This is a genomic window from Arthrobacter sp. TJ-238, from assembly GCF_058269215.1.
In genome coordinates, this window is record NZ_JBZCNH010000005.1 from 82,229 (window position 1) to 103,715 (window position 21,487).

Here is a 21,487-nt window from a genome sequence, read left to right on the forward strand (position 1 = left end):
TTCGACAGCTTTTTTGATAAGCGGGTAACGAACACCACGATGAGCCCCCGAACGTCGGGGCGCTCTCCCAGGTAAGGATGTACGACATGGCTACTGGCACAGTGAAATGGTTCAACGCCGAAAAGGGCTTCGGCTTCATCGCTCCCGAGGACGGCGGCGCTGACGTGTTCGCCCACTTCTCCGCGATCAACTCGAACGGCTACCGTTCCCTCGAAGAGAACCAGAAGGTCAACTTCGAGACCACCCAGGGCCCCAAGGGTCCCCAGGCCGAGAACATCACCGTTCTCTGATTCCCTTCCGTGCCGCAGTGCGGCGACGGACCGAAAGCCACCGCGCGGCGCGAGCCCGCGGTGGCTTTCCGCTGTCCGGGCCCACCCGCCCCGCCCGCGCCGGCAGCGCCTGATGCGCCCGCCCAGAGGATAGGTTGATCGGTATGAGTTTCACGCAGGGCTACAACGACGACCTCCGTCTCGCCCACATCATGGCCGATTCGGTCGACGACCAGACCATGGCCCGTTTCAAGGCGCTCGACCTGCGCGTCGAGACGAAGCCCGACCTCACCCCCGTGACGGACGCCGACAAGAGCGCCGAGGAGGCCATCCGCGGCCAGCTCTCCCGGGCCAGGCCACGGGACGCGGTGCTCGGCGAGGAGTTCGGCAGCACCGGTTCGGGCTCACGCCGCTGGGTCATCGATCCCATCGACGGCACCAAGAACTTCGTGCGCGGCGTGCCCGTGTGGGCGACCCTCATCTCCCTGATCGACGACGGCCGGCCGGTCGTCGGCCTGGTCAGCGCGCCGGCACTCGGCAAGCGGTGGTGGGCGGCGCAGGGGACCGGCGCCTACACCGGGAAGTCGCTCGCCGCCGCCCAGCGCCTCCGCGTCTCCAACGTCTCACGGCTCGCGGACGCCTCGCTGTCCTACTCCAGCCTGTCCGGCTGGCGGGAGCGCGGCGCCCTGGCGGAGTTCGTCAACCTGACCGACCGCGTGTGGCGCACCCGCGCCTACGGCGACTTCTGGTCCTACTGCCTCGTGGCCGAGGGCTCCGTGGACATCGCGTGCGAGCCGGAGCTGAACCTGCACGACATGGCAGCGCTCGTTCCCATCGTGACCGAGGCCGGCGGCCGGTTCACGTCGCTCGACGGCGAGGACGGGCCCTTCGGCGGCAATGCCCTCGCGACCAACGGATCCCTGCACAGCGAGGTCCTGCGGACCCTCAACCCGGACGTGGATGACCTCCTCTAGCAGCCCGCGCGGCTCGCAGGGCGGACCACGCCTCGCCGGGCAGCGCCGCCGGGAACTGGCGGACGCCTACCTCTCGGGCGCGGGGCGGTACGACCGCGTGCGGCCCGGCTATCCTGCCGCCGTCGCCGACTGGATCGTCCCCCCGCAGGCCCGCCGGGCTGCCGATATCGGCGCCGGGACCGGCATCCTCACCGCCCTCCTGGTGGACCGCGGCCTCGAGGTGACCGCCGTCGATCCGTCCGAGGACATGCTGGCCGTCCTCTCGACCAGACTGCCCGGTGTGCCCGCCCTCCCGGGCACCGCCGAGCACTCCCCCCTGGCGGACGCCTCCGTCGACCTCCTCACGCTCGCCCAGACCTGGCACTGGTGCGACCATCCCGCGACGGTCCGGGAGGCCGCCCGCGTGCTGACGCGCAGCGGCCGGCTCGCGCTGCTGTGGAACCAGCTCGACGTCTCCCTGCCCTGGGTGCACCGCCTGTCCCGCATCATGCACGCCGGTGATGTCTTCTCCCCCGCGTACCGCCCCGTCTTCGGGCCGGCCTTCGGGCCGCCGGAGGACATCCTCGTGCATTGGTCCCAGGAGCTCACCGTTCCCGACCTCGTGGACCTGGCACGCTCCCGCAGCCACTACCGACGCGCCTCGCCCGCCGGGCGCGCCCGCGTCGAGACGAACCTGCGCTGGTACCTCACCGAGTACCTCGCGTTCCCGCCCGATGCCGTGGTGCGGATCCCCTACTACACCCATGCCTGGCGGGCGTCACTGCTTCCCGACTAGATTTCGGCATGCCTAAAAGCTACCTTGGGGTATGCCTCGGTATCTGCTCGGCGGTTCCGCCCCTGCACGCATCGCGCGGTGCCTGGTCGTCCTCGCCGTGCTCGGCGGATGCGCCGCCTCCCCCGGGCACCAGGCGCCGGAGGACGACCGCCCGCTCGTCCTGACCACCTTCTCGGTGCTCGCGGATCTCGCCGGCACGGTCGCCGGCGAGCATGTGCGTGTCGAGTCCATCACGAAGGTCGGCGCGGAGATCCATGGCTACGAGCCGACGCCGTCCGACCTCGTCCGGGCGCAGGACGCCGACCTCATCCTCGACAACGGGCTCGGGCTCGAGCGGTGGTTCGAGCGCTTCCTCACCGCCGTCGACGCCCCGCACGTGGTCCTCTCCGACGGCGTGGAGCCCGTGGACATCCGCTCGGGCGACTACAGCGGGCACGCCAACCCGCATGCGTGGATGTCCCCGCTCGCCGCACAGGTCTACGTGGACAACACCGTGGAGGCCCTGTCCGGGCTCGCTCCCGAGCACGCCGCCGACTTCGAGGCGAACGGGCAGCGGCTGAAGGAGGATCTGGCGGAACTGCTGGCGGCCTTCCGCGCCGACATCGCCGGCGTCGGCGCGCCGGCCCTGGTGACCTGCGAGGGGGCGTTCTCCTACCTCGCCCGTGACGCCGGACTCGCGGAGGCGTTCATCTGGCCGGTGAACGCCGACTCGGAGGGGACGCCCCGGCAGATCCGCGACGTCATCGGTTTCGTCGAGGACCACGGGGTACGGACGCTCTTCTGCGAATCCACGGTCAACGCCTCCGCCCAGGAGCAGGTGGCCCTGGCCACCGGCGCGGACCTCGGCGGCACCCTCTACGTGGACTCGCTCTCCGGGCCCGACGGCCCCGTGCCCACGTTCCTCGACCTCATCCGTTACGACCTCGAGACCATCGCGGAGGGAATCGCACGATGACCACCGACCTGCACCCCGGCGCCCCGGTCCTCGACGTCCGGCACCTCACCGTCCGCTACGACGAGGTGCACGCGCTCGACGACGTCTCGCTCACGCTGGCGACCGGCAGGATCTGCGGGCTGATCGGCGTGAACGGCTCCGGGAAGTCGACGCTGTTCAAGGCCCTCATGGGGCTCCTGGTCCCGCGGGAGGGCAGCGTCGAGCTCTTCGGGACGACCACCACGCAGGCGCGGAAGCGGGGCCTCGTCGCCTACATGCCGCAGGCCGAGGAGGTCGACTGGACCTTCCCGGTCTCGGTCTCCGACGTCGTCGCCATGGGGCTGTACGGACGCCTGGGCGCCGCCCGCCGCCTCGGGGCCGCCGACCGCGCAGCAGTGGGCGACGCCCTGGAACGGGTGGGCCTCACCGCGCTGCGGAGGCGGCAGATCGGGCAGCTGTCCGGCGGCCAGCGCAAGCGGGTGTTCATCGCCCGGAGCATCGCGCAGGACGCCCGGCTGCTCCTGCTCGACGAGCCGTTCGCGGGCGTGGACCAGGCCAGCGAGCGCACCATGACGGACCTCCTGAAGGCCCTCCGCGACGAGGGTCGGTCGGTGCTCGTCTCCACCCACGATCTCGCCGGGGTCCCCGCCCTGTGCGACGAGGCGGTCCTCCTGCACCGGCGCGTCCTGGCATCGGGTGAACCGGCGCAGGTGCTCACGCACGGCAACCTCGCGCGGGCCTTCGGATCCGCGCCCGCGGACCCGGAGGCCCCCGCGGCCCCGGCTGCGGCATCGCGCTCCGACGGCGGTCTCTGACATGGACCTCCTCGCCTTCTTCCTCGAGCCGCTGCAGTACGGCTTCCTCACGCGGGCCCTCGCCGTCACGGTGGCCGCGGCCGTGGTGGCCGCCGTCCTCTCGTGCTGGCTGATCCTCATGGGCTGGTCGCTCATGGGCGACGCCGTCTCGCACGCCGTCCTCCCGGGCGTGGCCCTCGCCTACATCCTGGGGATCCCGTTCTCCATCGGCGCGTTCGTCTTCGGCGCCGGAGCGGTCGCGCTCATCGGCGTGGTCCGTTCCACCACGAAGCTGAAGGCCGACACCGTGATCGGCGTGGTGTTCACGGCCCTCTTCGCGTCGGGCCTCGCGATCGTCTCCGCGACGCCGTCCCAGATCGACCTCATGCACATCCTGTTCGGCAACGTCCTCGGGGTGTCCGCCGCCGATGTGTGGCAGGTGCTGGTCCTCGGCGCCGTGACCCTCGCCGTCCTGCTGTTCAAGCGGCGCGACCTCACCCTCCTCGCCTTCGACCGCACCCACGCCCACGTGATCGGGCTCAATATCCGGCTGCTGTCCGCGCTGCTGCTGGGGCTGCTCGCCCTCACCGTCGTCGTCGGCCTGCAGGCCGTCGGCATCATCCTCGTGGTGGCCATGCTCATCACCCCCGGTGCCACGGCCTTCCTGCTGTCCCGCAGCTTCGACCGTATGCTCGGCATCGCCGTCGTGCTCACCGTGGCGGCGTCCGTGTCCGGGATCTACGCCAGCTACTACCTGGACATCTCCACCGGCGCGGCGGTGGTCCTGTGCCAGGCCCTCGTGTTCGCCGCCGTCTACCTCTTCGCCCGGCCCGACGGGATGCTCTGGCGGGCCCGACGGCGCGTCGGGGCGCGCAGCGGCCCGGCCGCCCGGGCTGCGGCCTGATGGCGGGTCGCAGGGGCGCCGTCCTCAGTATCGAATCGACCAGTGTGCAGGACTACGTGAAGGCCGTCTACGCCTTCACCGAGTGGCAGGACACGGCCATGACCGCCACGCACCTGGCCGCGCGCCTGTCGGTCGCCAACTCCTCGGTGACGGGGATGGTCGCGAAGCTCGTGGACCTCGGCCTCGCGGATCACCGGAAGTACGGTCCCATCGCCCTCACCCCTTCGGGCCGGACGCTCGCCCTCGCCATGGTCCGGCGGCACCGGCTCATCGAGACGTTCCTCGTCACGGAGCTCGGCTACGGCTGGGACGAGGTGCACGACGAAGCCGAACTCCTCGAGCACACCGTCTCCGACGCCTTCATCGAACGCCTCGATGCGAAGCTCGGCCGCCCGCGGCGCGACCCCCACGGGGACCCCATCCCGGCCGCCGACGGCTCCGTCGAGTATCCGCCGGCGCATCGCCTCGACGGGGTCGACGACGGCCACGCGGGTCGGCTCGTGCGGGTCAGCGACGAGGACCCCGACGTCCTGCGCCTCCTCGACCGGCACGGCATCGGGCTCGACGCCGACCTGCGCCTGGGACGCCCTGGTGCCGGTTCCGTGCTGGAGCTGCGCGTCGGCGCTCCCGGGGACGCCGGGGACACCCGCCACGACGCCGGCCAGGATGCCGCGCCATCCGCGCCCGCGCCATCCTCGCCCGCGGCGCGGACGCTGGCGGTGGACGCCGCCCTCGCCCGCGCCCTGTGGATCGAGACGACAGTCCCCCACGAGGGGTGCACCCTCCGCGCGCCGCAGTGACCCGCCCAGCCGCGCGGTCGCTCGGACGCGCCACGGCACCCGAGCGCTCGCCCATGTGCTGCGCCCGCTCCTAGACTGATCGGGATGCGCGCCCGCCGCGCACCGCCCTGTTCCCGCCCTGTCCCCGCCCTGTCCCCGACGCCCTGATGGAGTCCCCTATGACCACGCTCGGACTTGAGGAGGAGTACCTGCTCCTCGACCCGGTGTCCGGACTGCCCGCCCACCGCGCGACGGAGGTGCAGGCGCTGCTCGAGGCCGTGCCGGAGATCAGCGACGACGAGATCCAGCGCGAACTCCTGTCGTGCCAGATCGAGACGGCGACCCCCGTGTGCGAGACCCTGGCGCAGGCCGAGCACTCCCTGCTGACCTTCCGCAGGACGTTCGCCGACGCCGCGGCACACGCCGGGACCATCGGCGCCGCCACCGGGACGGCGCCCTGGATCCCGCAGTCCTATCCCGAGCTGACTGACAAGCAGCGCTACGCGGATCTGCGCGCCACCGCGCCGGGCATCGTGGGCGACCAGTTCGTCAACGGCCTGCACGTGCACGTCGGCGTGCCGGACAAGGAGCACGGGGTCCAGGCCCTGAACCGGATCCGGCCCTGGATCCCGCTGCTGGCCGCGCTCGGGGTGAACTCGCCGTACTGGCTCGGTCGGGACAGCGGCTTCGGCAGCTGGCGGGTCATCCACTACCGTCGGTGGGCGGTCCAGGGTGTGGCGCCCTGGTTCGCCGACGCCGCCGACTACGAGCGACGCATCATGGCCCTCAGTGCCACGGGTGCGATCCTCGACCGCGGGGTGCTGACCTGGGTGGCACGGCTCTCCGACCGCTACCCGACCCTGGAACTCAGGGCCTGCGACGTGCAGCTCGAGGCCGGGGACGCCGTGCTCCTCGGGGCGCTGACGCGGGCGCTCGTCGTCACCGCCCTGCACGACGCCGAGCAGGACTCCGCGCCCCTCGTGCCGGACCCGGAGCTGCTCGACGCCGCGCTCTGGCAGGGCGCGCGGGACGGCATGGAGCACCATCTCGTGGATCTCGCCACGGCGGAACCCGTGCCCGCGCGGCAGCACCTCGAGGCCTTCCTCGACCACGTCGGAGCCGCCCTCGAGGCCGAGGGCGACACCGGGCAGGTCCGGGAAGGGCTGGCGGCCGCGGCGGACCGCGGCACGGGCGCCGAGCGCCAGCGCCGGGCCATGCGTGACGGCGGCCTGGACGCTCTCCTGTCCCTGTACGGCAGCACCCTCACCGCCTGACGGGTCAGCCACGGCGGGCGCCCGGCTCTCCCGCCGAGCCCGACCACGGGCCCTCAGTCGGCGGCGTGGAACTCGATCAGCAGCGTCTGCTCGGGCAGCAGCACGGGCGCCTGGAGCCCTGCCTGGGCCAGGACCCGGCCGGACAGCCGGAGCGGCGCGCCGTCGAGGGCCGCCTGCAGCCAGGCGAGCGGTGACTGCCCGTTGCCGGGGTGCCCCTCCTCAGGGACGGCCGGCCGCACCGTGTACAGCGTGTCCGGCTCGAGGCCGGGAAACGTCAGGGGGCCGGGCGGGTAGCTCGCGCTCGAGGCCGTCAGCGAATAGCCGAAGAGCGCCCGGCGGCGGTCGTCCGACACCACGCCCCGCAGGTCCATCGCCGGATCGGTGAGGTCCGCGTGCAGCACCGTGCCGCGGTGCAGGTCCCGGCGCCACGACCGGTGCAGCTCCACGTACCGGCCGAGGACCGCGTACTCCTCGTCGGTGAGAGCGGAGATGTCCCACTCGATGCCGTAGTGCCCGAAGACGGCCGTGCCGGCGCGGAAGGGCAGGGTGTGCGCCCTGCCGGTCGAGTGCGAGACCGGCCCGCCGACGTGCATCCCCATGAGCTCGGGGGGCACCACGAGGCCTGTGTACTTCTGGTTGACGAGCCGCTCGATCGGGTCGATGCAGTCGCTCGTCCAGATGCGGTCCGTCCGGGCGAGGATGCCGAGGTCCACGCGCGCCCCACCGGAGGCGCAGCTCTCGATCTCGAGACCGGGGTGGCGCTGCCGCAGCTCGTCGAGCAGCCGGTAGAGCGCCAGGACGTGCCGGTGTACAGCGGCCTGCCCGGTGCGCGCATCGGCGGCCTCGAGCAGGTCCCGGTTGTGGTCCCACTTCACATAGGCGATGTCGTTGGCGGTCAGGATGTCGTCGAGGCGTTCGAGGATGTACGCGTAGGCGTCCGGATTCCCGAGGTTGAGCACCTGCTGCTGCCGGCCCGGCAGGGGCAGCCGCCCCTCGGGCTGCAGGATCCACTCCGGGTGGGCCCGCGCGAGGTCGGAGTCGGGGTTGACCATCTCGGGTTCGAACCAGAGCCCGAATTCCATGCCCAGTCCGCGCACGTGGTCGATGATCGGCGCCAGGCCGTCCGGCCAGACGGTCTCGTCCACGTACCAGTCGCCGAGGCTCGATGTGTCGTCCCGCCGTCCCCGGAACCAGCCGTCGTCGAGGACGAACCGTTCGACGCCGAGGGACGCCGCCCGGTCGGCGAGCGCCAGCAGGCGTGGGAGATCCAGGTCGAAGTACACGGCCTCCCAGGTGTTGAGGGTCACGGGGCGCGGCCGCTGCGGATGCGACGTCCTCGCGCGAAGGTCCCGGTGGAAGCGTCCCGAGAGTTCGTTGAGCCCTTCACCCCAGGAGCCGACGGCTTCCGGCGTGGCGTAGCTCTCCCCCGGTGCGAGCACGACCTCGCGGGGCGAGAGCACCTCGCCCGCCGCGAGGAACGCAGCACCCGCGGGGGTCTTCTCCACGAGGACCTGCTGGTTGCCGCTCCACGCCAGGTGCACGCCCTGCACGTGGCCGTGCTCGAAACCGAAGCCGGCGGCGCCCGCCGCGAGCAGCACGGTGGCATCCGCCCCGGGCCGACCGCGCCGGCTCGTCCGCGCATAGGTGCCCGCGGTGAGGGCGTGCCGCTGGGGGGACCGCTCGCGGAGGTGGCGGCCGGTGGTGTCCAGCACCTCGGCGGCCGTGTGGTGGAGCGGGAAGAAGAGGTGGAGCGAGCGCACCTCGTAGTCGTCGTCACCCGTGTTGGCGAGCACCAGGCGCTGCGTGAGCAGGCCCGACGCCGAGAGGCCCAAGTGGGCGGTCAGCGCGAGCCCGGCGTCGTCGTCGCGCGCCTCGACGACGGCGGCCGCGGACCCGGGCGGGCAGTCGACCGAGACCACGGTGAACAGCGGATGGAGGCGGGATCCCGAGCGGTCCCCGGTCAGCCCGGGCGTGCCCTGCCAGCCTGCGGATTCGAGGGGCACGAGGGTGAGGCGCGCCGGCACGTCGATGCCACCGGAGACGCGCTGCGGCTGCTGGGCCGCGGCGAGGGCCGCGAGGTCCCCTGCGTCACCGAGGTCTGGGCCCCAGTACGTGAGGGCCGGCAGCCCGTGCTGATGGGGCTCGAGCACCACGCTGGTGCCTCCGCGGGAGAGGTGGAGGGGTTCGAAGATCATTGCTTATTTTTATCGTGTAACTAACTGTTGCGGCAACACGCTATCGCGGGCGGGTGTCCCGCCGCAGCAGGCCCACGATGAGGCACAGGAGGCCGAGCAGGAGCGGCACCAGGGTGAGCAGGGTGTGCGTGCCGCCGAGGTAGCTCATGACGAAGATGTAGATGAACGTCCCGCCCACGAGGATCCAGCCGAGCACGATCAGAGCACGTCCCCTGTGGGGCGGCGGCAGTGGCGGGAGCCACGACGGCGGCCGGTCGGTCCAGCTCATGGCCTCAGTGTAGTTCCGCTCGTCGGTACCTGCCGGGTATCTCCTCAGTAGGACGGGGCGGCAGGGAGGCTCATGTACTGCTCCAGGGTGGGTATGGCATGGGTGCGCATCTCCGCCGAGATCGTCGTGCCGACGTACCGCAGATGCCATGGTTCATAGGCGTAGCCGGTAATCGAGGTCCGGCCCTGCGGGTAGCGGATGATGAATCCGTAGCGCCAGGCGTTCTGCGCCGCCCATGCTCCCGCGGGGGTTGTCGCGAAGCACTCCTGGAGGCCACACGTTCCGTTGGCATTCCCGATGTCGATGGCGAGGCCGGTCTGGTGCTCGCTGTGTCCGGGACGCGCCGAGATGAGGTCCGCCGTCGCCTGGCCGTACTGGTTGACGTAGGAAGCATAGAGGGAGGCCTGTGTGTCGTAGGACCGGTAACCACTGACCGGTACCATCGCGACCCCTCCGGCCCTCGCATCGGCGAGCAGCCGGCTGAACTGCTGCGCCGCATCGCTGCGCAGCAAGAAACCCTCCACCCCCACGAGGGAACCGGGGGTGTAGCGTGCGGGATTCAGCGCACGCTTCTTGTTGACGACCACCACCGAGGACGATGCGACGTCGATGTCGCGGGCGATCCGCGCTCCGCCTCCCGAGGACCATGAGATCACCCCGCGCTGGTACTTCTGGCTGCATGTAGCTCCCGAACATGCCTCGTTCGACACCGGATAGCCCAGGGCGCCGTTCTCGAAACCGGTGGTCGCCCACGCCCTCCTGATCGCGCCGACGGAGCTGCGCGCGCCGGTCGCGGGCGACCAGATGATCGCACCGCCCTGGTAGTTCTGGTAGCAGCCCCGCCCCCGCAGGCCGCAGACCTCGTTCGACGTCGGGTAGCCGAGCTTGCCGTTCTCCGAGCCGAAGGCGCGCCAGGTCCCACGGATCGCACCCGAGGTGGCCCGGGCCCCGGTTCCCGACGACCAGATGATCGCACCGCCCTGGTAGTTCTGGTAGCACCCGCCGTTGCGGAGGCCGCAGATCTCAGCGCCGGTGGGGTAGCCGAGCTTGCCGTTCTCCGAGCCGAAGGCGCGCCAGGTCCCGCGGATCGCGCCCCACGTCGGGTGAGCCCCGGTCGCCGGCGACCAGATGATCGCGCCGCCCTCGTAGTTGCGGTAGCAGCCGCCTCCTCGGAGCCCACAGGTCTCCGGACCCGTCGCAGAGCCGAGACGCCCGCTCGCCCCTCCAAGAGCCGCGTAGCGGGCGTCGATCGGTGTTGCCGCGTGGCTTGCAGGGGACGTGATGAAACCGCCGACCACGATCAGGGCACACACCAGTGCGGTCAGCAGCTCCGCGACGGTACGCTTCATCGTGCAACTCCTGGAAGTCGTGGTCGGTCCAAGGGTAAGCCTCCTCTTCAAGGAGCAACAAGGCTAGCCGGGCGACAACTGGGAACGACGAAGCGCCCCGCCGGATACCGGCGAGACGCTTCAGGGGTGGTGGAGATGGCGGGAATTGAACCCGCGTCCGATGCAGTGTTGTCAGGGCTTCTCCGGGCGCAGTTCGCGTCGGTTTTTCTCGGCTTCAGCCATCGTGCGAACGAGTGGCTGCCAAGCCCAGTTGTATAAGAGTCCCCCCGATCCCTACAACGAGGATCGGGAGCAGTGGCCCTCTAAATGACGCCAGGATCCGGGGCGAGAGCAAACCCGGGCTGACGGACTAGTCAGGCTGCTTAGGCAGCGAGAGCGAAGTCAGTGCGCTTTTGTTCGGCACTTATTGTTTTACAAGGAGCGTTTACGAGATAACCCTGTATCCTCGGCCCGCTTCCCCTGTCGCGACTAACATCGTCGAAACCTGTCATCCCCATGTTCAGTTATCAAGTGATCCCTGTGTCGGGAGGCCCACCGGCCCGTCCGACTCCAGAAGTCTACCGCACCTACCGGGCTGTCCGGGAAGGCTTCGCCGTGGGAGAACGAAGGCGGCCTAGTCGGCCAGCGTGAGCCCCAGGACGACGACGGGCGACTGCCAGAGGCGCACGACGACGAAGGCCAGCGTGACGAAGGCGATGCCGAGGGCGGCCAGTGCCGTGGTCGCCGCCTGCTTGCGGCGGAAGCTCCACCAGAAGATGGCGATGTTGAGCACCAGCAGCACGGGCGAGATCCAGACGAGGAGCTGCGCGAAGAACACGTACACGAGGAAGACGAACGGGATGAGCGAGAGGATCCCGACCGGCACCACTGCGAGCAGGATGATCAGGTCGACGAGTGCCCCGACGGTGACCCACCACGGCCGCCGGTACGCCAGTTCGGAGATCTCGGGCTCCTCGTCCTCCTGGGCTTCCCAGAAGACGTCGCTCACGCGCCGAGGTTCTTCTCGCGCATGGCGCGCAGCGCCTCCCGGTTGTCCTGCTTCTCCCGCAGGGTCTGGCGCTTGTCGTAGTCCCGCTTGCCGCGGGCCACGGCGATCTCCACCTTGGCCCGTCCGTTCAGGAAATAGAGCTGCAGGGGGACGAGGGTGAAGCCCGACTCGCGGATCTTCTGCGAGATCTTGGTGAGTTCCTCGCGGTGCAGGAGCAGCTTCCTGCGGCGACGGGCGGCGTGGTTGGTCCAGCTGCCCTGCGAGTACTCGGAGATGTGGATGCCCTCGAGCCACAGTTCGTCACCGTAGAAGACGGCGTAGCCGTCGATCAGCGAGGCGCGTCCGGCGCGCAGGGATTTCACCTCGGTGCCCATGAGCGCGATGCCCGCCTCGTACGTGTCGAGCACGGCGTAGTCGTGAAAGGCCTTCCGATTGGTGGCCACGACTTTCCGGCCACTTTCCTTCGGCACGGCGACTCTCCTTCGTACGACACTGCTGCGGACGGCGGTCCGCGGGTGGACAGTGCCTTCCATCCTACGACCTAGAACAAACCGATCGGGTCCACGAGGGTGCCGTTGAGCATCGTCTCGAAGTGCAGGTGGCAGCCGGTCGAGTTGCCCGTGGTCCCGGTGTAGCCGATCAGCTGGCCGGCGCTCACGCGCTGGCCGGGCGACACCAGGTAGCTCGTCAGGTGGTAGAAATTGGTCGCGAGGGCGTTGCCGCCGACCACACCGTGGTTGAGGACGATCCTGTTCCCGGCGCCCGGCAGGGTGTCGGAGTCCGCGTACCAGACCTCCCCGGCCGCGGGGGCGTAGAGGGGGGTGCCGCAGCCCACGCCGTAGTCGATCCCGGTGTGCATGTATCCGCCCGTACCGTTGAAGTCGATGGTGCCGACCGGCGTGGGGCGGAACCCGAAGCCCGAGCTGATCGGGGCGTTGACGGGCGCCCTGAGGCCGAAGGAGTCGGGACCTGACGGAGCCGGCACGGGCGCCACCGGGATGACGGGTGCGACCGGCGCGACCACCTGCGGCTGGACCGGGGCCGGGGCCGGCCGGTTGGCGGCCTCCGCCTCGGCGGCCCGGCGCGCCGTCTCGGCTGCCGCGGCAGCCTTCGCCTCGGCCTGGAGCCGTGCCTGCTCCGCAGCGGCGGCGGCTTCGGCCTCGGCGCGCAGGCGCTCCTGCTCGGCCTTCTGCCGTGCCTCCTCCGCCTTGCGGGCCTCCTCGATCTGGCGGCGCTGGCGTTCGGCGAGATCGGCGTTGACCTGCTGCTGGGCCTTCTCCACGCTTGCCAGCTTCGCCTCGATGACGGGCTTCTGCGCCTGGAGCTTGCCGGACAGTGCCGAGGTGTCCGCGACGAGCCGGTCCACCTTCCCCTTCTCGGCGGCGGCCGCGTCCCGGGCCGACTGCTCCGCCGCGAGGGCGGCGTCGGCCTTGTCCTTCAGCTTCGAGATCTCCGCCTCCACCGCGACGAGGCGCGCCTGGCTGTTGGCATTCGTGGCGTTCTGCTCCGAGAGGCGTTCCATGGCGGCGTTCTGGCTGCGCAGGGCCTGGTCCACGAGGTCCATGGACTCCGTGAAGTTCTCGACGTCGTCGGCGCCCATCAGCAGGGACACGTTGGTGGGGATCCCGCCGTTCTTGTACGCCTCGGTCGCGATCTGACCGATGACCTCGCGGGTCTTGTCCATCTCCTGCTGGTCGGCACGGAGTTCGTCGGAGATCTTGTTCTTCGTCTCCTGCGCCAGCTCGACGCGGACCGCCAGTGCCTCGGCCTCGCCGGCGGCGGTCTCGACCTTGCCCTGGGCGTCGGCGAGTGCCTGCTGGGCGGCGGGGAGCCGGCTCTGGTAGGTCCTCAGGGTCCCGATGGTCTCGGCGATGTCCGAGTCGAGGTACTCCATCGACTGCTGCACCTCGGTGATTTCTTTCTCGAGGGCACTCTTGCGGTCGTCGAGTTCGTCGGCCACGACCGGCGTCGAACCGAGGGCGAGCGCGACGACCAGGGCGATGGAGCTGCCCGCCGTCACGCGGACCACGAAGGCCCTCCTGTCCTGCCGGGCCCACGAGGAGGATCCTGATGGGCGCACGTATCCCCTGGCGCTGAGCGGCATGATGCTAGACCTTTACGTATCGTCGGAGGGTGAGCAGGGATGAGAGCCCCGCGAGGACGGCCCCGAGCAGGATGAGTGCGGGGACGAGGATCAGGACCTGCTGGGACGAGATGAACGCCGTCTGCGGGAAGGTCTTCACGAGCCAGCCGTCGATCAGGAACCGGGACGCGCCCCAGAGGGTCGCCGAGGCGAGGACCGCGCCGATCACGGCCGCGATGACGCCCTCCAGGACGAACGGCAGCTGGATGACCGCCTTCGAGGCTCCGACGAGGCGCATGATGCCGGTCTCGCGGCGGCGGCTGAACGCGGACAGGCGGATGGTGGTCGCGATGAGCAGGATGGCGCAGAACGTCATGATGCCCGCGATCACGAGCGCGACGACGGACGCCCAGTTCATGTAGCGGAAGATCGCCTCGAGGAAGTCGCGCTGGTCGCTGACGGCGTCGACGCCCGGCTCCGAGGAGAAGGCCTCGTCGATGACCTCGTACTTCTCCGCGTCCACGAGGCTCACGCGGAAGGACTCGGGGAGCTGCTCCGCGGTGACGGAATCGACGATCGGCGAGTTGGCGAACTGGTCGCGGAAGTGGCCGAGCGCCTCCTCCTGCGATTCGTACGTGACGGTGTCGACGTACGGGGCGAACTGCTCGGATTCGAGCTTCGCCTGGATCGCGGCGCGCTGGTCCTCCGTCACCGGGCCGGTGGCACAGCTCGCCTCCGAGGAGTTGCCGACGCAGAGGTAGATCGTGACCTGGACGCGGTCGTACCAGTAGCCCTTCATCTGGCCGATCTGAAGCTGGAACAGCCCGGCGGCACCGACGAAGGTCAGGGAGATGAAGGTCACGAGGATCACGGACGTGACCATGGACAGGTTCCGGCGGATGCCGGAGCCGATCTCGGACAGGATGAACGCGAGCCTCATTCGGCCCCCACCACGACGTCGGCCCCCGCGTCGCCCACGTAGATGCCCTGGGCGTCGTCGCGCACCACAGACCCGCTGCGGAGCTCGACGACGCGCTTGCGCATCGTGTTGACGATGTCGTCGTCGTGCGTGGCCATGACCACCGTGGTGCCGTTCTGGTTGATCCGGTCGAGGACCTTCATGATGCCCATGGACGTCGTCGGATCCAGGTTGCCCGTGGGCTCGTCGGCCAGCAGGATGCCGGGACGGTTGACGATGGCGCGCGCGATCGCGACGCGCTGCTGCTCGCCGCCGGAGAGTTCGTGCGGCATGCGGTTGTTCTTGCCCTCGAGGCCCACGGTCGCGAGGACGTCGGGGACGGTCTCGCGGATGACGGCGCGGCTCCTGCCGATGACCTGCATCGCGAACGCCACGTTCGCGAAGACCGTCTTGTTGGGAAGCAGGCGGAAGTCCTGGAACACGACGCCGATGCCGCGGCGGAGACGGGGCACGCGCCAGCTGGGGATGTTGGCGACGTTCTGACCCGCGACGTACACGGCTCCGCGTGATACCCGGTCCTCCTTGAGGACCAGCCGGATGAACGTCGACTTCCCGGATCCCGAGGCGCCGACCAGGAAGACGAACTCGCCGCGGTCGATGTCGAGTGAGACCGCGTCCAGGGCAGGGTGCGACTGCTGGTCGTAGGTCTTCGTGACGTTGTCGAATCGGATCATGACCACTTAAGCGCCCTGATGCGCCGGGCACGGGCATTGGCTGGGGGAAGGAAGCCGCGGCTCCTCGACTATAACGAGGGCATCACGTAGCGCCCACTACCGCCCCGGTGTGTCGCATGCAAGAGGTCGCGGCGAAAACAGGTGGTCCAGCCCTGTTTTCGCGTAGTGACTACGCGGCGTCGTTCCGGTTGTTGGTGCGCCAGCGGATACCCGCGTCGATGAAGTCGTCGATCTCGCCGTCGAACACGGCCGAGGTGTTGCCGACCTCGTGATTGGTCCGGAGGTCCTTGACCATCTGGTACGGGTTCAGCACGTAGGAGCGCATCTGGTCGCCCCAGGACGCCTTAACGTCCCCGGCGAACGCCTTCTTCTCCGCATCCTCCTGCTCCTTCTTCAGCAGCAGGAGCCTGGACTGGAGGACGCGCATCGCGGCGGCGCGGTTCTGGATCTGCGACTTCTCGTTCTGCATGGAGACGACCGTGCCCGTGGGGAGGTGGGTCAGCCGCACGGCGGAGTCGGTGGTGTTGACCGACTGACCGCCGGGACCGGACGAGCGGAACACATCGACGCGGATCTCGTTGTCCGGCACCTCGATGACGTCCGTCTGCTCGATGAGCGGGATGACCTCGACGGCGGCGAAGGACGTCTGCCGGCGGCCCTGGTTGTCGAACGGGCTGATGCGCACGAGACGGTGCGTCCCGGCCTCGACCGAGAGGGTGCCGAACGCGTAGGGCGCCTTGACCTCGAATGTCGCCGACTTCAGGCCCGCCTCCTCGGCGTAGGAGGTGTCGAGGACCTGCGTCGGGTAGCCGTGGCGCTCGGCCCAGCGCAGGTACATGCGCAGGAGCATCTCCGCGAAGTCGGCGGCGTCCACTCCCCCGGCGCCCGAACGGATGGTCACCACGGCCTCGCGCTCGTCCCATTCGCCGGCCAGCAGCGTGACGATCTCCAGGTCGTCGAGGGACCTGCTCAGGGAGACGAGTTCCTTCTCTGCCTCGGCGAGGGAGTCCTCGTCACCTTCGTCCTGCGCGAGCTCCACGAGGACCTCGAGGTCGTCGATGCGGCTCTCGAGCGTCTCGAGACGTTCGAGGGCGGACTGCCGGTGGGACAGCTTCGAGGTGACCTTCTGCGCTGCGGCGGGATCGTCCCAGAGGTCCGGGGCACCTGCTTCCTCGCTGAGTTCGTCGATGTCCTTGCGGATCCCCTCGACATCGGAGACCTGCTCGATGGACGTGTACTTGGCGCGGAGGGCGCGGATCTCTGCGGGAAAATCAGTGGCTGCCATGGTCCTTCCAGCCTACGTCATCCGTTCCGGCACGCCGCGAGGGCAGGGGTGCGCCCGCGATGCAGCTGCCGGACACGGCCGGACGGGCACGTCAGCGGGTCAGTTCGGCGCGGGCGTCGGCACGGGCGACGATGGGGATCCCGCCCGGGACGAGGAAGTTGACGATGGGCGGACGCACGACGGCGGTGAGGACCACCCGTGCCGTACGTCCGTCGGGGGCGCCCGTCGCCGGGTCGATGACGAGCTGCGCGAAACGGGTCCCGGCCCCGGTCGCGGCGAGATAACCCGCGGCCGACTGCTCGACACCGGAGTCCTGCAGCACCGGCAGCGGTGTCGCGCCTCCATCGGCGGAGCCACCGACGCCGACGTCGATGGTGTAGTCGTCGGCAGCCGACAACGCCGCCCCGTCGGCTGCCGACAGCAGTTTCTTGTGCTCTATATATACGGACGAGACGGCCAGTACGACGGTCACGACCAGCAGCGAGACGAGGAGGTAGCCGATGACCAGGACACCGACCTGCCCGTCCTCCCCGCGATCGGGGTGCGCCGCGGACTGAGCTTCCACGGCTCTCACCCGAACCGCTCGACGAGCTGCGTCGCTGCTGCGTCCACGGTCGCGGCGGAGGCGTGCCTCCCCGCGACGGAGGGGATCAGCGGGAGCGGGACGTCGAGGCGGACGATGACGGTCACCGTCGACCCCGGTGCGAGGCACGCGGCGCTGCAGGCGATGTCCACGGCGGCCTGGTCCTCGGAGAACCCGAAATCGGCGAGCGCAACGCGCACGGCCTCCCGCGCCCGGGCGTCGGCGTCCTGCGGCGTCGGCGCGTCCACGTACACCTTCGCAGCCTGGTCGGCTGCACCGACGACGGCGAACGATCCGCCCTGCAGCCGGCCCACGGTCAGGACGAGATAGACGACCGGCACCAGCAGCAGGACGCCCAGGAACACGAACTCCACCACCGCACTGCCGCGCTCGTCCCGGCGGCGACGCGCGTCGAGGCGCGGCCGGGGTGCGCGCCGGGTAGCGCCGGTCCGGCCGCACCCGGTCCCGCGGTCGGCGCCCGTCTCACGAGGGCAGGGCCGCATGGCCGCGCACCTCCATCACGCCGGCAGGGCCGATGAGGCCGATGACCGGCAGGGGCGCGCGGACCACGACCTCGAGCGTCCTGACCCCGCCTGTCGTGCTCTCGCCGACGGCGACGTCGGAACCGTAGGAATCGGCCAGCGAGCCGCGGATCAGCTCCTCGGTGCGCGCCACCGCGTCCTGGGGGTTCCGGTCGGCGAGCGTCCCGTAACGGGCTCCCGACGCGGCGGCGTCGATGAGGGTGTTGCGTACGTGAAGGACGAGCGTCAGCTGGACGATGGCGATGAAGATCACCGTCAGGAGGCCGCCGACCAGGGCGAAGTCGACGACGGCGGCACCGCGCTCGCCGTCGCGACGGCGCCCTCGCCGCCGACCGCCCGGAGGTCCTGCTGCGTGGGCCGGCACCTAGGGCGAGACCTGATCGATCGCCTGGTTGAACAGGCCCTCGAGGGCGGGCCCTGCGATCGCGAGCAGCGCCGCGACGAGGACCGCGGACATGAGCGTGATCATCACCCAGCCGGGCACGTCCCCGCGTTCGTGGTCGTCGGCCGGCGCCTCCCGTGTCGGCGGCGCCGCCGAGGCTGCCGAGGCCGCCAGCGAAGCGAGGAGGAGCAGGATGATGCGCTGTACTGCGGTCAGGATTCTCATGGGGTGTCCTCGTCGAGTGATGCCTTGTCGTGGTGCTCTGTCGTGATGATGCTTTCGTGCCGCGCGTGATCAGAAACCGTGGTTGATGAGAGCGATTCCGGGATAGACGGCGAAGAGGACGGTCAGCGGAAGGACGCCGAAGACCAGCGGGACCATCATGGCGATCTCCTTCTTGCCCGCCGACTCCATCAGCTCCCGCTTGGCCAGGTCACGGACGTCCTGCGCCTGGGCGCGCAGGACATCCGCGAGCGGCGTCCCTCGCTGGACGGCGACTGTGATGCCGTCGACGAATCGGGCCAGCGGGGCCAGCCGTGTCCGGTTCGAGAACTCCTGCAGTGCGTCCACCAGGGGTTTGCCGGCGCGGGTGGCAGCCAGGACGAGACCGAACTCGCCCGCGAGCTCACCCCGCGCCGTCCTGCAGATGCGTTCGAGCGCACCTGTGGTGCTCTCGCCGGCCGACACGGCGAGCGCCATGAGTTCGGCGAGGCTCGGGAACTCCGCCAGCATGCGGGCCTCCCGGCGCCTGATGTCCATGGACAGGAGGTAGTCGCGCCCGACGAACCCGAGGACGGCGCAGCCCAGGACGAGGACGACGGCCAGCGGCAGGTTGGCCGAGCCGGAGGCCGCCAGGAGCACCATGACGAGGGTCGATCCGGCGAGTCCTCCAGCGGCCCAGAGCAGCTGCTGGGCGCGGAAGTCCGTCGTCGTCTGCCCGCGGCCGGCCTGGGCGAGTCTGCGGGCGAGGGTCGCCGCCGCGGGGTTGAAGCGGTGCGACCATGACACGGCGTCCGCCAGGAGTGGTCGGAGGATGCGTTCGAGCGGGCCGAACGGCGTGACGTTGACCGGGGTCTCGGTGAGCAGCCTGGACCGGACGTCGACTGCGCGCAGCTGCGGAGCGATCCGCTGTGTCAGGGTGACCGGCCGCATGACGGGCAACCGCACGGCGACCAGCCACAGTCCTACGCCGAGGAGGAGCCCGGCGAGGGCGGCCAGGGCGACGACGGGGTTCACCGGAGGACCCTCTCGTCCGCGGGCAGCGCGCCAATGCGCAGCATGATGCGGTAGCAGACCACGGAGACCAGCAGCCCGCCGAGCAGCACCGCTGCCCCGGCCGCGGAGTTGTACGCGCGGACGGCTTCGGGTCGGGTCGACAGGAGCAGCAGGACGATCCAGGGAGCAGCGACGGCGAGGCGGGCGGCGTTGACCGTCCAGGACTGCCGTGCCTCGAGCTCACTACGCGTCCGGGCGGCATCGCGCAGGAACTCGGACAGCGTCCCGAGCAGTCGGCCGAGGTCGGAACCGCCGACCTCCCGCGTCATCCGGAGCGCCTCGACGATGCGGTCGGCGACGGGATCCGCCAGCCGCTCCTTGAGCCGATTGAGCGCGTCGTCGAAGCGCCCGCCGGCGCGGTAGTCCGCCCCGAACGACTGGAAGGCGGCCCGCAGTTCGACCGGCCCCTTCTCCCCGAGCTGGATGAGTGCCTCCGGCAGGGACAGGCCCGCACGGATGGCGGATCGGAGGTGATCGACGACGTCTGGCCAGAGTTCGCGCAGGGAGGCGGTGCGCCTGGCCGCGCGCCACCTGACGATTGAGAACGGGAGGAAACCGCCGAACAGCGCGAAGCACAGCGCGATCGGGACGGATCCGGTCAGCACGAAACCGATCAGCAAGATGACCACGCCCACCGCCACGCAGGAGGCGAGGAGCCCGTTCGCCGAGACGCGCTCCACGCCGGCGCGCAGGAGGAGGTCGTCGAGCAGCCGCCGTCGCGGTGGCCCCCTACGTTCCGTCACCGGACGCTCCCAGCAGGACCACCACAGGAGGAACAGTCCGGCGCCGAGGGCTACGCCGACGGCGGTGTTCATGCGCGGGCCCCGAGCAGGGCGGATACGTCGACGCCCGCAGCGGCGAACTTCTCCTCCGCAGGCATTCCGCTGGCGGTGACCTGCAGAAATCCGTCGACGCGTCGGAAGACAGAGGACGACTCGATGACGCCGTTCTCGACCCGGCGCCCGAGAGCCATGATCTCCATGACCCTTCGCTGGCCGCCCGGGAGCCGCGCGCAGTGCACCACGAGGTCGATGCAGGAGGCGACCGTCGGCACCACGAAACTGCTCGAGATGTTCTCTCCGGCCAGGAGCGGCAGGGTGCAGATCTTCGTGACGGCGTCGTGCGCGCTGTTCGCGTGCACGCTGCACATGCCGGGCAGTCCGCTGTTCAGCGCGATGAGCATGTCCAGGCTCTCGGCCTCGCGGACCTCGCCGACGATCAGGCGGTCCGGGCGCATGCGCAGGGCCTCCTTGACGAGGCGTCGCAGCGGGATCTCCCCCGTGCCCTCCAGGTTGGGCTGCCGGCACTGCAGACCTACGACGTCGCGGAGCGGTAGCTGCAGTTCGAAAATCTCCTCGACCGTGATGACGCGTTCGCGGGTCCCGATCGACGCACCGAGGCATTTGAGCAGCGTCGTCTTCCCGGCCTGCGTGGCCCCGGACACCAGGATGTTCAGCCCGCTCGCCACCGCCGTGCCGAGAAACCGGGCAGCCTGCGGGCTGAGCGTCCCCAGTTCCACGAGGTGCTCGAGGCGGGACGCGCGCGCGATGAACTTACGGATGTTCACGGACCAGTGCCTGCGGGTCACGTCCGGGATCACCACGTGCAGGCGGGAGCCGTCCGGGAGCGACGCATCGACGAAGGGCGAGGAGAGGTCCAGGCGGCGCCCGGAGGACTTGAGCATCTTTTCGACGAGGTCGCGGACCTGCTGATCGGTGAGCGAGAGCGCCGTGAGTTCGGATTCGCCGTCCCGCGCGATGTACACCTCCGAGGGGGCGTTGATCCAGATCTCCTCGATGGTCGGATCATCGAGGAGAGGCTGGAGGGCGCCGAAGCCGGCGACGGCGTCGTAGATCTGTCTGCGTGCGACCTCGAGCCTGCCGAGCGGAGGAAGGATTCCGAGGACGGAACGCTCCTCATAGTCCGCCACGGCGTCATCGACCAGGTGCTGGACCTCGGCGATCTGCAAGGCCGGGTCCAGACCGCGCCGACGGATGAGTTCGCGCACCTCGCCCTCGACCATGCCCACAGCATCCATCGACGTCCCCCATAGGTTGGTCCGCCGTCTGCGCGGTGGCGGTCCCTCGGTAGCCCCTGCTCGGCCTCACCCTACTGAAGGAGACCCGGCCCGACCAGAGTGCTGGCCACCTGTGGACAACACTTCGGCTACTCGGAACTACA

Annotated in this window: 24 protein-coding genes and 1 other RNA gene; 8 read left to right on the plus strand and 17 right to left on the minus strand. The window is 70.1% G+C overall.

The window, feature by feature from the left end; translation table 11 throughout:
• Nucleotides 1–86: 86 nt before the first annotated feature.
• The 8 genes from AC4D2O_RS11950 to AC4D2O_RS11985 all read left to right on the plus strand — a co-directional run bounded on the left by AC4D2O_RS11950 (nucleotide 87) and on the right by AC4D2O_RS11985 (nucleotide 6,703).
• Nucleotides 87–290, plus strand: a complete 204-nt coding sequence (locus AC4D2O_RS11950) for a cold-shock protein (RefSeq protein WP_043446208.1) — start codon at nucleotides 87–89, stop codon at nucleotides 288–290.
• 143 nt (nucleotides 291–433) lie between these two features.
• Entirely contained in the window at nucleotides 434–1,243 is an 810-nt protein-coding gene (hisN, locus tag AC4D2O_RS11955) for a histidinol-phosphatase (RefSeq protein WP_104049636.1), read from the plus strand.
• Nucleotides 1,230–2,018 (plus strand): class I SAM-dependent methyltransferase, encoded by a 789-nt coding sequence (locus AC4D2O_RS11960; protein ID WP_490907582.1) that lies wholly within the window; start codon nucleotides 1,230–1,232, stop codon nucleotides 2,016–2,018. The genes hisN and AC4D2O_RS11960 overlap by 14 nt, the downstream gene beginning before the upstream one ends.
• A gap of 31 nt (nucleotides 2,019–2,049) precedes the next feature.
• Nucleotides 2,050–2,973, plus strand: a complete 924-nt coding sequence (locus AC4D2O_RS11965) for a metal ABC transporter substrate-binding protein (RefSeq protein ID WP_490907583.1) — start codon at nucleotides 2,050–2,052, stop codon at nucleotides 2,971–2,973.
• On the plus strand, nucleotides 2,970–3,767 hold the full coding sequence (locus AC4D2O_RS11970; RefSeq protein WP_490907584.1) for a metal ABC transporter ATP-binding protein: 798 nt from the start codon (nucleotides 2,970–2,972) through the stop codon (nucleotides 3,765–3,767). Before AC4D2O_RS11965 ends, AC4D2O_RS11970 begins: the two co-directional genes overlap by 4 nt.
• A 1-nt stretch (nucleotide 3,768) precedes the next feature.
• Nucleotides 3,769–4,650 (plus strand): metal ABC transporter permease, encoded by an 882-nt coding sequence (locus AC4D2O_RS11975; RefSeq protein ID WP_490907585.1) that lies wholly within the window; start codon nucleotides 3,769–3,771, stop codon nucleotides 4,648–4,650.
• Nucleotides 4,650–5,450, plus strand: a complete 801-nt coding sequence (locus tag AC4D2O_RS11980; protein ID WP_490907586.1) for a metal-dependent transcriptional regulator — start codon at nucleotides 4,650–4,652, stop codon at nucleotides 5,448–5,450. Before AC4D2O_RS11975 ends, AC4D2O_RS11980 begins: the two co-directional genes overlap by 1 nt.
• A gap of 158 nt (nucleotides 5,451–5,608) precedes the next feature.
• Complete coding sequence (locus AC4D2O_RS11985; RefSeq protein ID WP_490907587.1) at nucleotides 5,609–6,703, plus strand: carboxylate-amine ligase; 1,095 nt, start codon at nucleotides 5,609–5,611, stop codon at nucleotides 6,701–6,703.
• Between the two features lie 53 nt (nucleotides 6,704–6,756).
• On the opposite strand, the gene AC4D2O_RS11990 is transcribed toward AC4D2O_RS11985, so the two are convergent.
• The 17 genes from AC4D2O_RS11990 to AC4D2O_RS12070 all read right to left on the minus strand — a co-directional run bounded on the left by AC4D2O_RS11990 (nucleotide 6,757) and on the right by AC4D2O_RS12070 (nucleotide 21,344).
• Nucleotides 6,757–8,898, minus strand: a complete 2,142-nt coding sequence (locus tag AC4D2O_RS11990; protein WP_490907588.1) for an alpha-galactosidase — start codon at nucleotides 8,896–8,898, stop codon at nucleotides 6,757–6,759.
• Nucleotides 8,899–8,938: 40 nt separating this feature from the next.
• On the minus strand, nucleotides 8,939–9,166 hold the full coding sequence (locus AC4D2O_RS11995) for a hypothetical protein (RefSeq protein ID WP_490907589.1): 228 nt from the start codon (nucleotides 9,164–9,166) through the stop codon (nucleotides 8,939–8,941).
• A 44-nt stretch (nucleotides 9,167–9,210) separates the two neighbouring features.
• Complete coding sequence (locus tag AC4D2O_RS12000; protein WP_490907590.1) at nucleotides 9,211–10,515, minus strand: D-alanyl-D-alanine carboxypeptidase family protein; 1,305 nt, start codon at nucleotides 10,513–10,515, stop codon at nucleotides 9,211–9,213.
• Between the two features lie 127 nt (nucleotides 10,516–10,642).
• Nucleotides 10,643–11,010, minus strand: a transfer-messenger RNA (tmRNA) gene (gene ssrA / locus AC4D2O_RS12005).
• 118 nt (nucleotides 11,011–11,128) lie between these two features.
• Nucleotides 11,129–11,503 (minus strand): hypothetical protein, encoded by a 375-nt coding sequence (locus AC4D2O_RS12010; RefSeq protein WP_490907591.1) that lies wholly within the window; start codon nucleotides 11,501–11,503, stop codon nucleotides 11,129–11,131.
• Nucleotides 11,500–11,973 carry an SsrA-binding protein SmpB gene (gene smpB, locus AC4D2O_RS12015; protein ID WP_104179060.1) on the minus strand — a complete coding sequence of 158 codons (474 nt, stop codon included), beginning with the start codon at nucleotides 11,971–11,973 and terminating at the stop codon, nucleotides 11,500–11,502. Before smpB ends, AC4D2O_RS12010 begins: the two co-directional genes overlap by 4 nt.
• A gap of 71 nt (nucleotides 11,974–12,044) precedes the next feature.
• The gene (locus AC4D2O_RS12020) at nucleotides 12,045–13,607 is read right to left on the minus strand and encodes a peptidoglycan DD-metalloendopeptidase family protein (protein WP_490907592.1); all 1,563 of its coding nucleotides are present in this window, start codon (nucleotides 13,605–13,607) and stop codon (nucleotides 12,045–12,047) included.
• Between the two features lie 4 nt (nucleotides 13,608–13,611).
• Nucleotides 13,612–14,526: a permease-like cell division protein FtsX gene (gene ftsX, locus AC4D2O_RS12025; RefSeq protein WP_490907593.1), complete on the minus strand. Its 915-nt coding sequence runs from the start codon at nucleotides 14,524–14,526 to the stop codon at nucleotides 13,612–13,614.
• A complete protein-coding gene (gene ftsE / locus AC4D2O_RS12030) occupies nucleotides 14,523–15,239 on the minus strand; it encodes a cell division ATP-binding protein FtsE (protein ID WP_490907594.1) in 717 nt (238 codons plus the stop codon). The genes ftsX and ftsE overlap by 4 nt, the downstream gene beginning before the upstream one ends.
• A gap of 169 nt (nucleotides 15,240–15,408) precedes the next feature.
• Nucleotides 15,409–16,524, minus strand: a complete 1,116-nt coding sequence (gene prfB, locus AC4D2O_RS12035) for a peptide chain release factor 2 (RefSeq protein WP_490907595.1) — start codon at nucleotides 16,522–16,524, stop codon at nucleotides 15,409–15,411.
• A gap of 91 nt (nucleotides 16,525–16,615) precedes the next feature.
• Nucleotides 16,616–17,089: a pilus assembly protein TadG-related protein gene (locus tag AC4D2O_RS12040; protein WP_490907596.1), complete on the minus strand. Its 474-nt coding sequence runs from the start codon at nucleotides 17,087–17,089 to the stop codon at nucleotides 16,616–16,618.
• A gap of 5 nt (nucleotides 17,090–17,094) precedes the next feature.
• Complete coding sequence (locus tag AC4D2O_RS12045) at nucleotides 17,095–17,610, minus strand: hypothetical protein (RefSeq protein WP_490907597.1); 516 nt, start codon at nucleotides 17,608–17,610, stop codon at nucleotides 17,095–17,097.
• On the minus strand, nucleotides 17,591–18,013 hold the full coding sequence (locus AC4D2O_RS12050) for a TadE family protein (protein WP_490907598.1): 423 nt from the start codon (nucleotides 18,011–18,013) through the stop codon (nucleotides 17,591–17,593). Before AC4D2O_RS12050 ends, AC4D2O_RS12045 begins: the two co-directional genes overlap by 20 nt.
• Complete coding sequence (locus tag AC4D2O_RS12055; protein WP_490907599.1) at nucleotides 18,014–18,256, minus strand: hypothetical protein; 243 nt, start codon at nucleotides 18,254–18,256, stop codon at nucleotides 18,014–18,016.
• A 69-nt stretch (nucleotides 18,257–18,325) separates the two neighbouring features.
• On the minus strand, nucleotides 18,326–19,267 hold the full coding sequence (locus AC4D2O_RS12060; RefSeq protein ID WP_490907600.1) for a type II secretion system F family protein: 942 nt from the start codon (nucleotides 19,265–19,267) through the stop codon (nucleotides 18,326–18,328).
• Nucleotides 19,264–20,121: a type II secretion system F family protein gene (locus AC4D2O_RS12065; protein WP_490907601.1), complete on the minus strand. Its 858-nt coding sequence runs from the start codon at nucleotides 20,119–20,121 to the stop codon at nucleotides 19,264–19,266. Before AC4D2O_RS12065 ends, AC4D2O_RS12060 begins: the two co-directional genes overlap by 4 nt.
• Nucleotides 20,118–21,344 carry a TadA family conjugal transfer-associated ATPase gene (locus tag AC4D2O_RS12070; RefSeq protein WP_490907602.1) on the minus strand — a complete coding sequence of 409 codons (1,227 nt, stop codon included), beginning with the start codon at nucleotides 21,342–21,344 and terminating at the stop codon, nucleotides 20,118–20,120. The genes AC4D2O_RS12065 and AC4D2O_RS12070 overlap by 4 nt, the downstream gene beginning before the upstream one ends.
• Nucleotides 21,345–21,487: the final 143 nt, after the last annotated feature.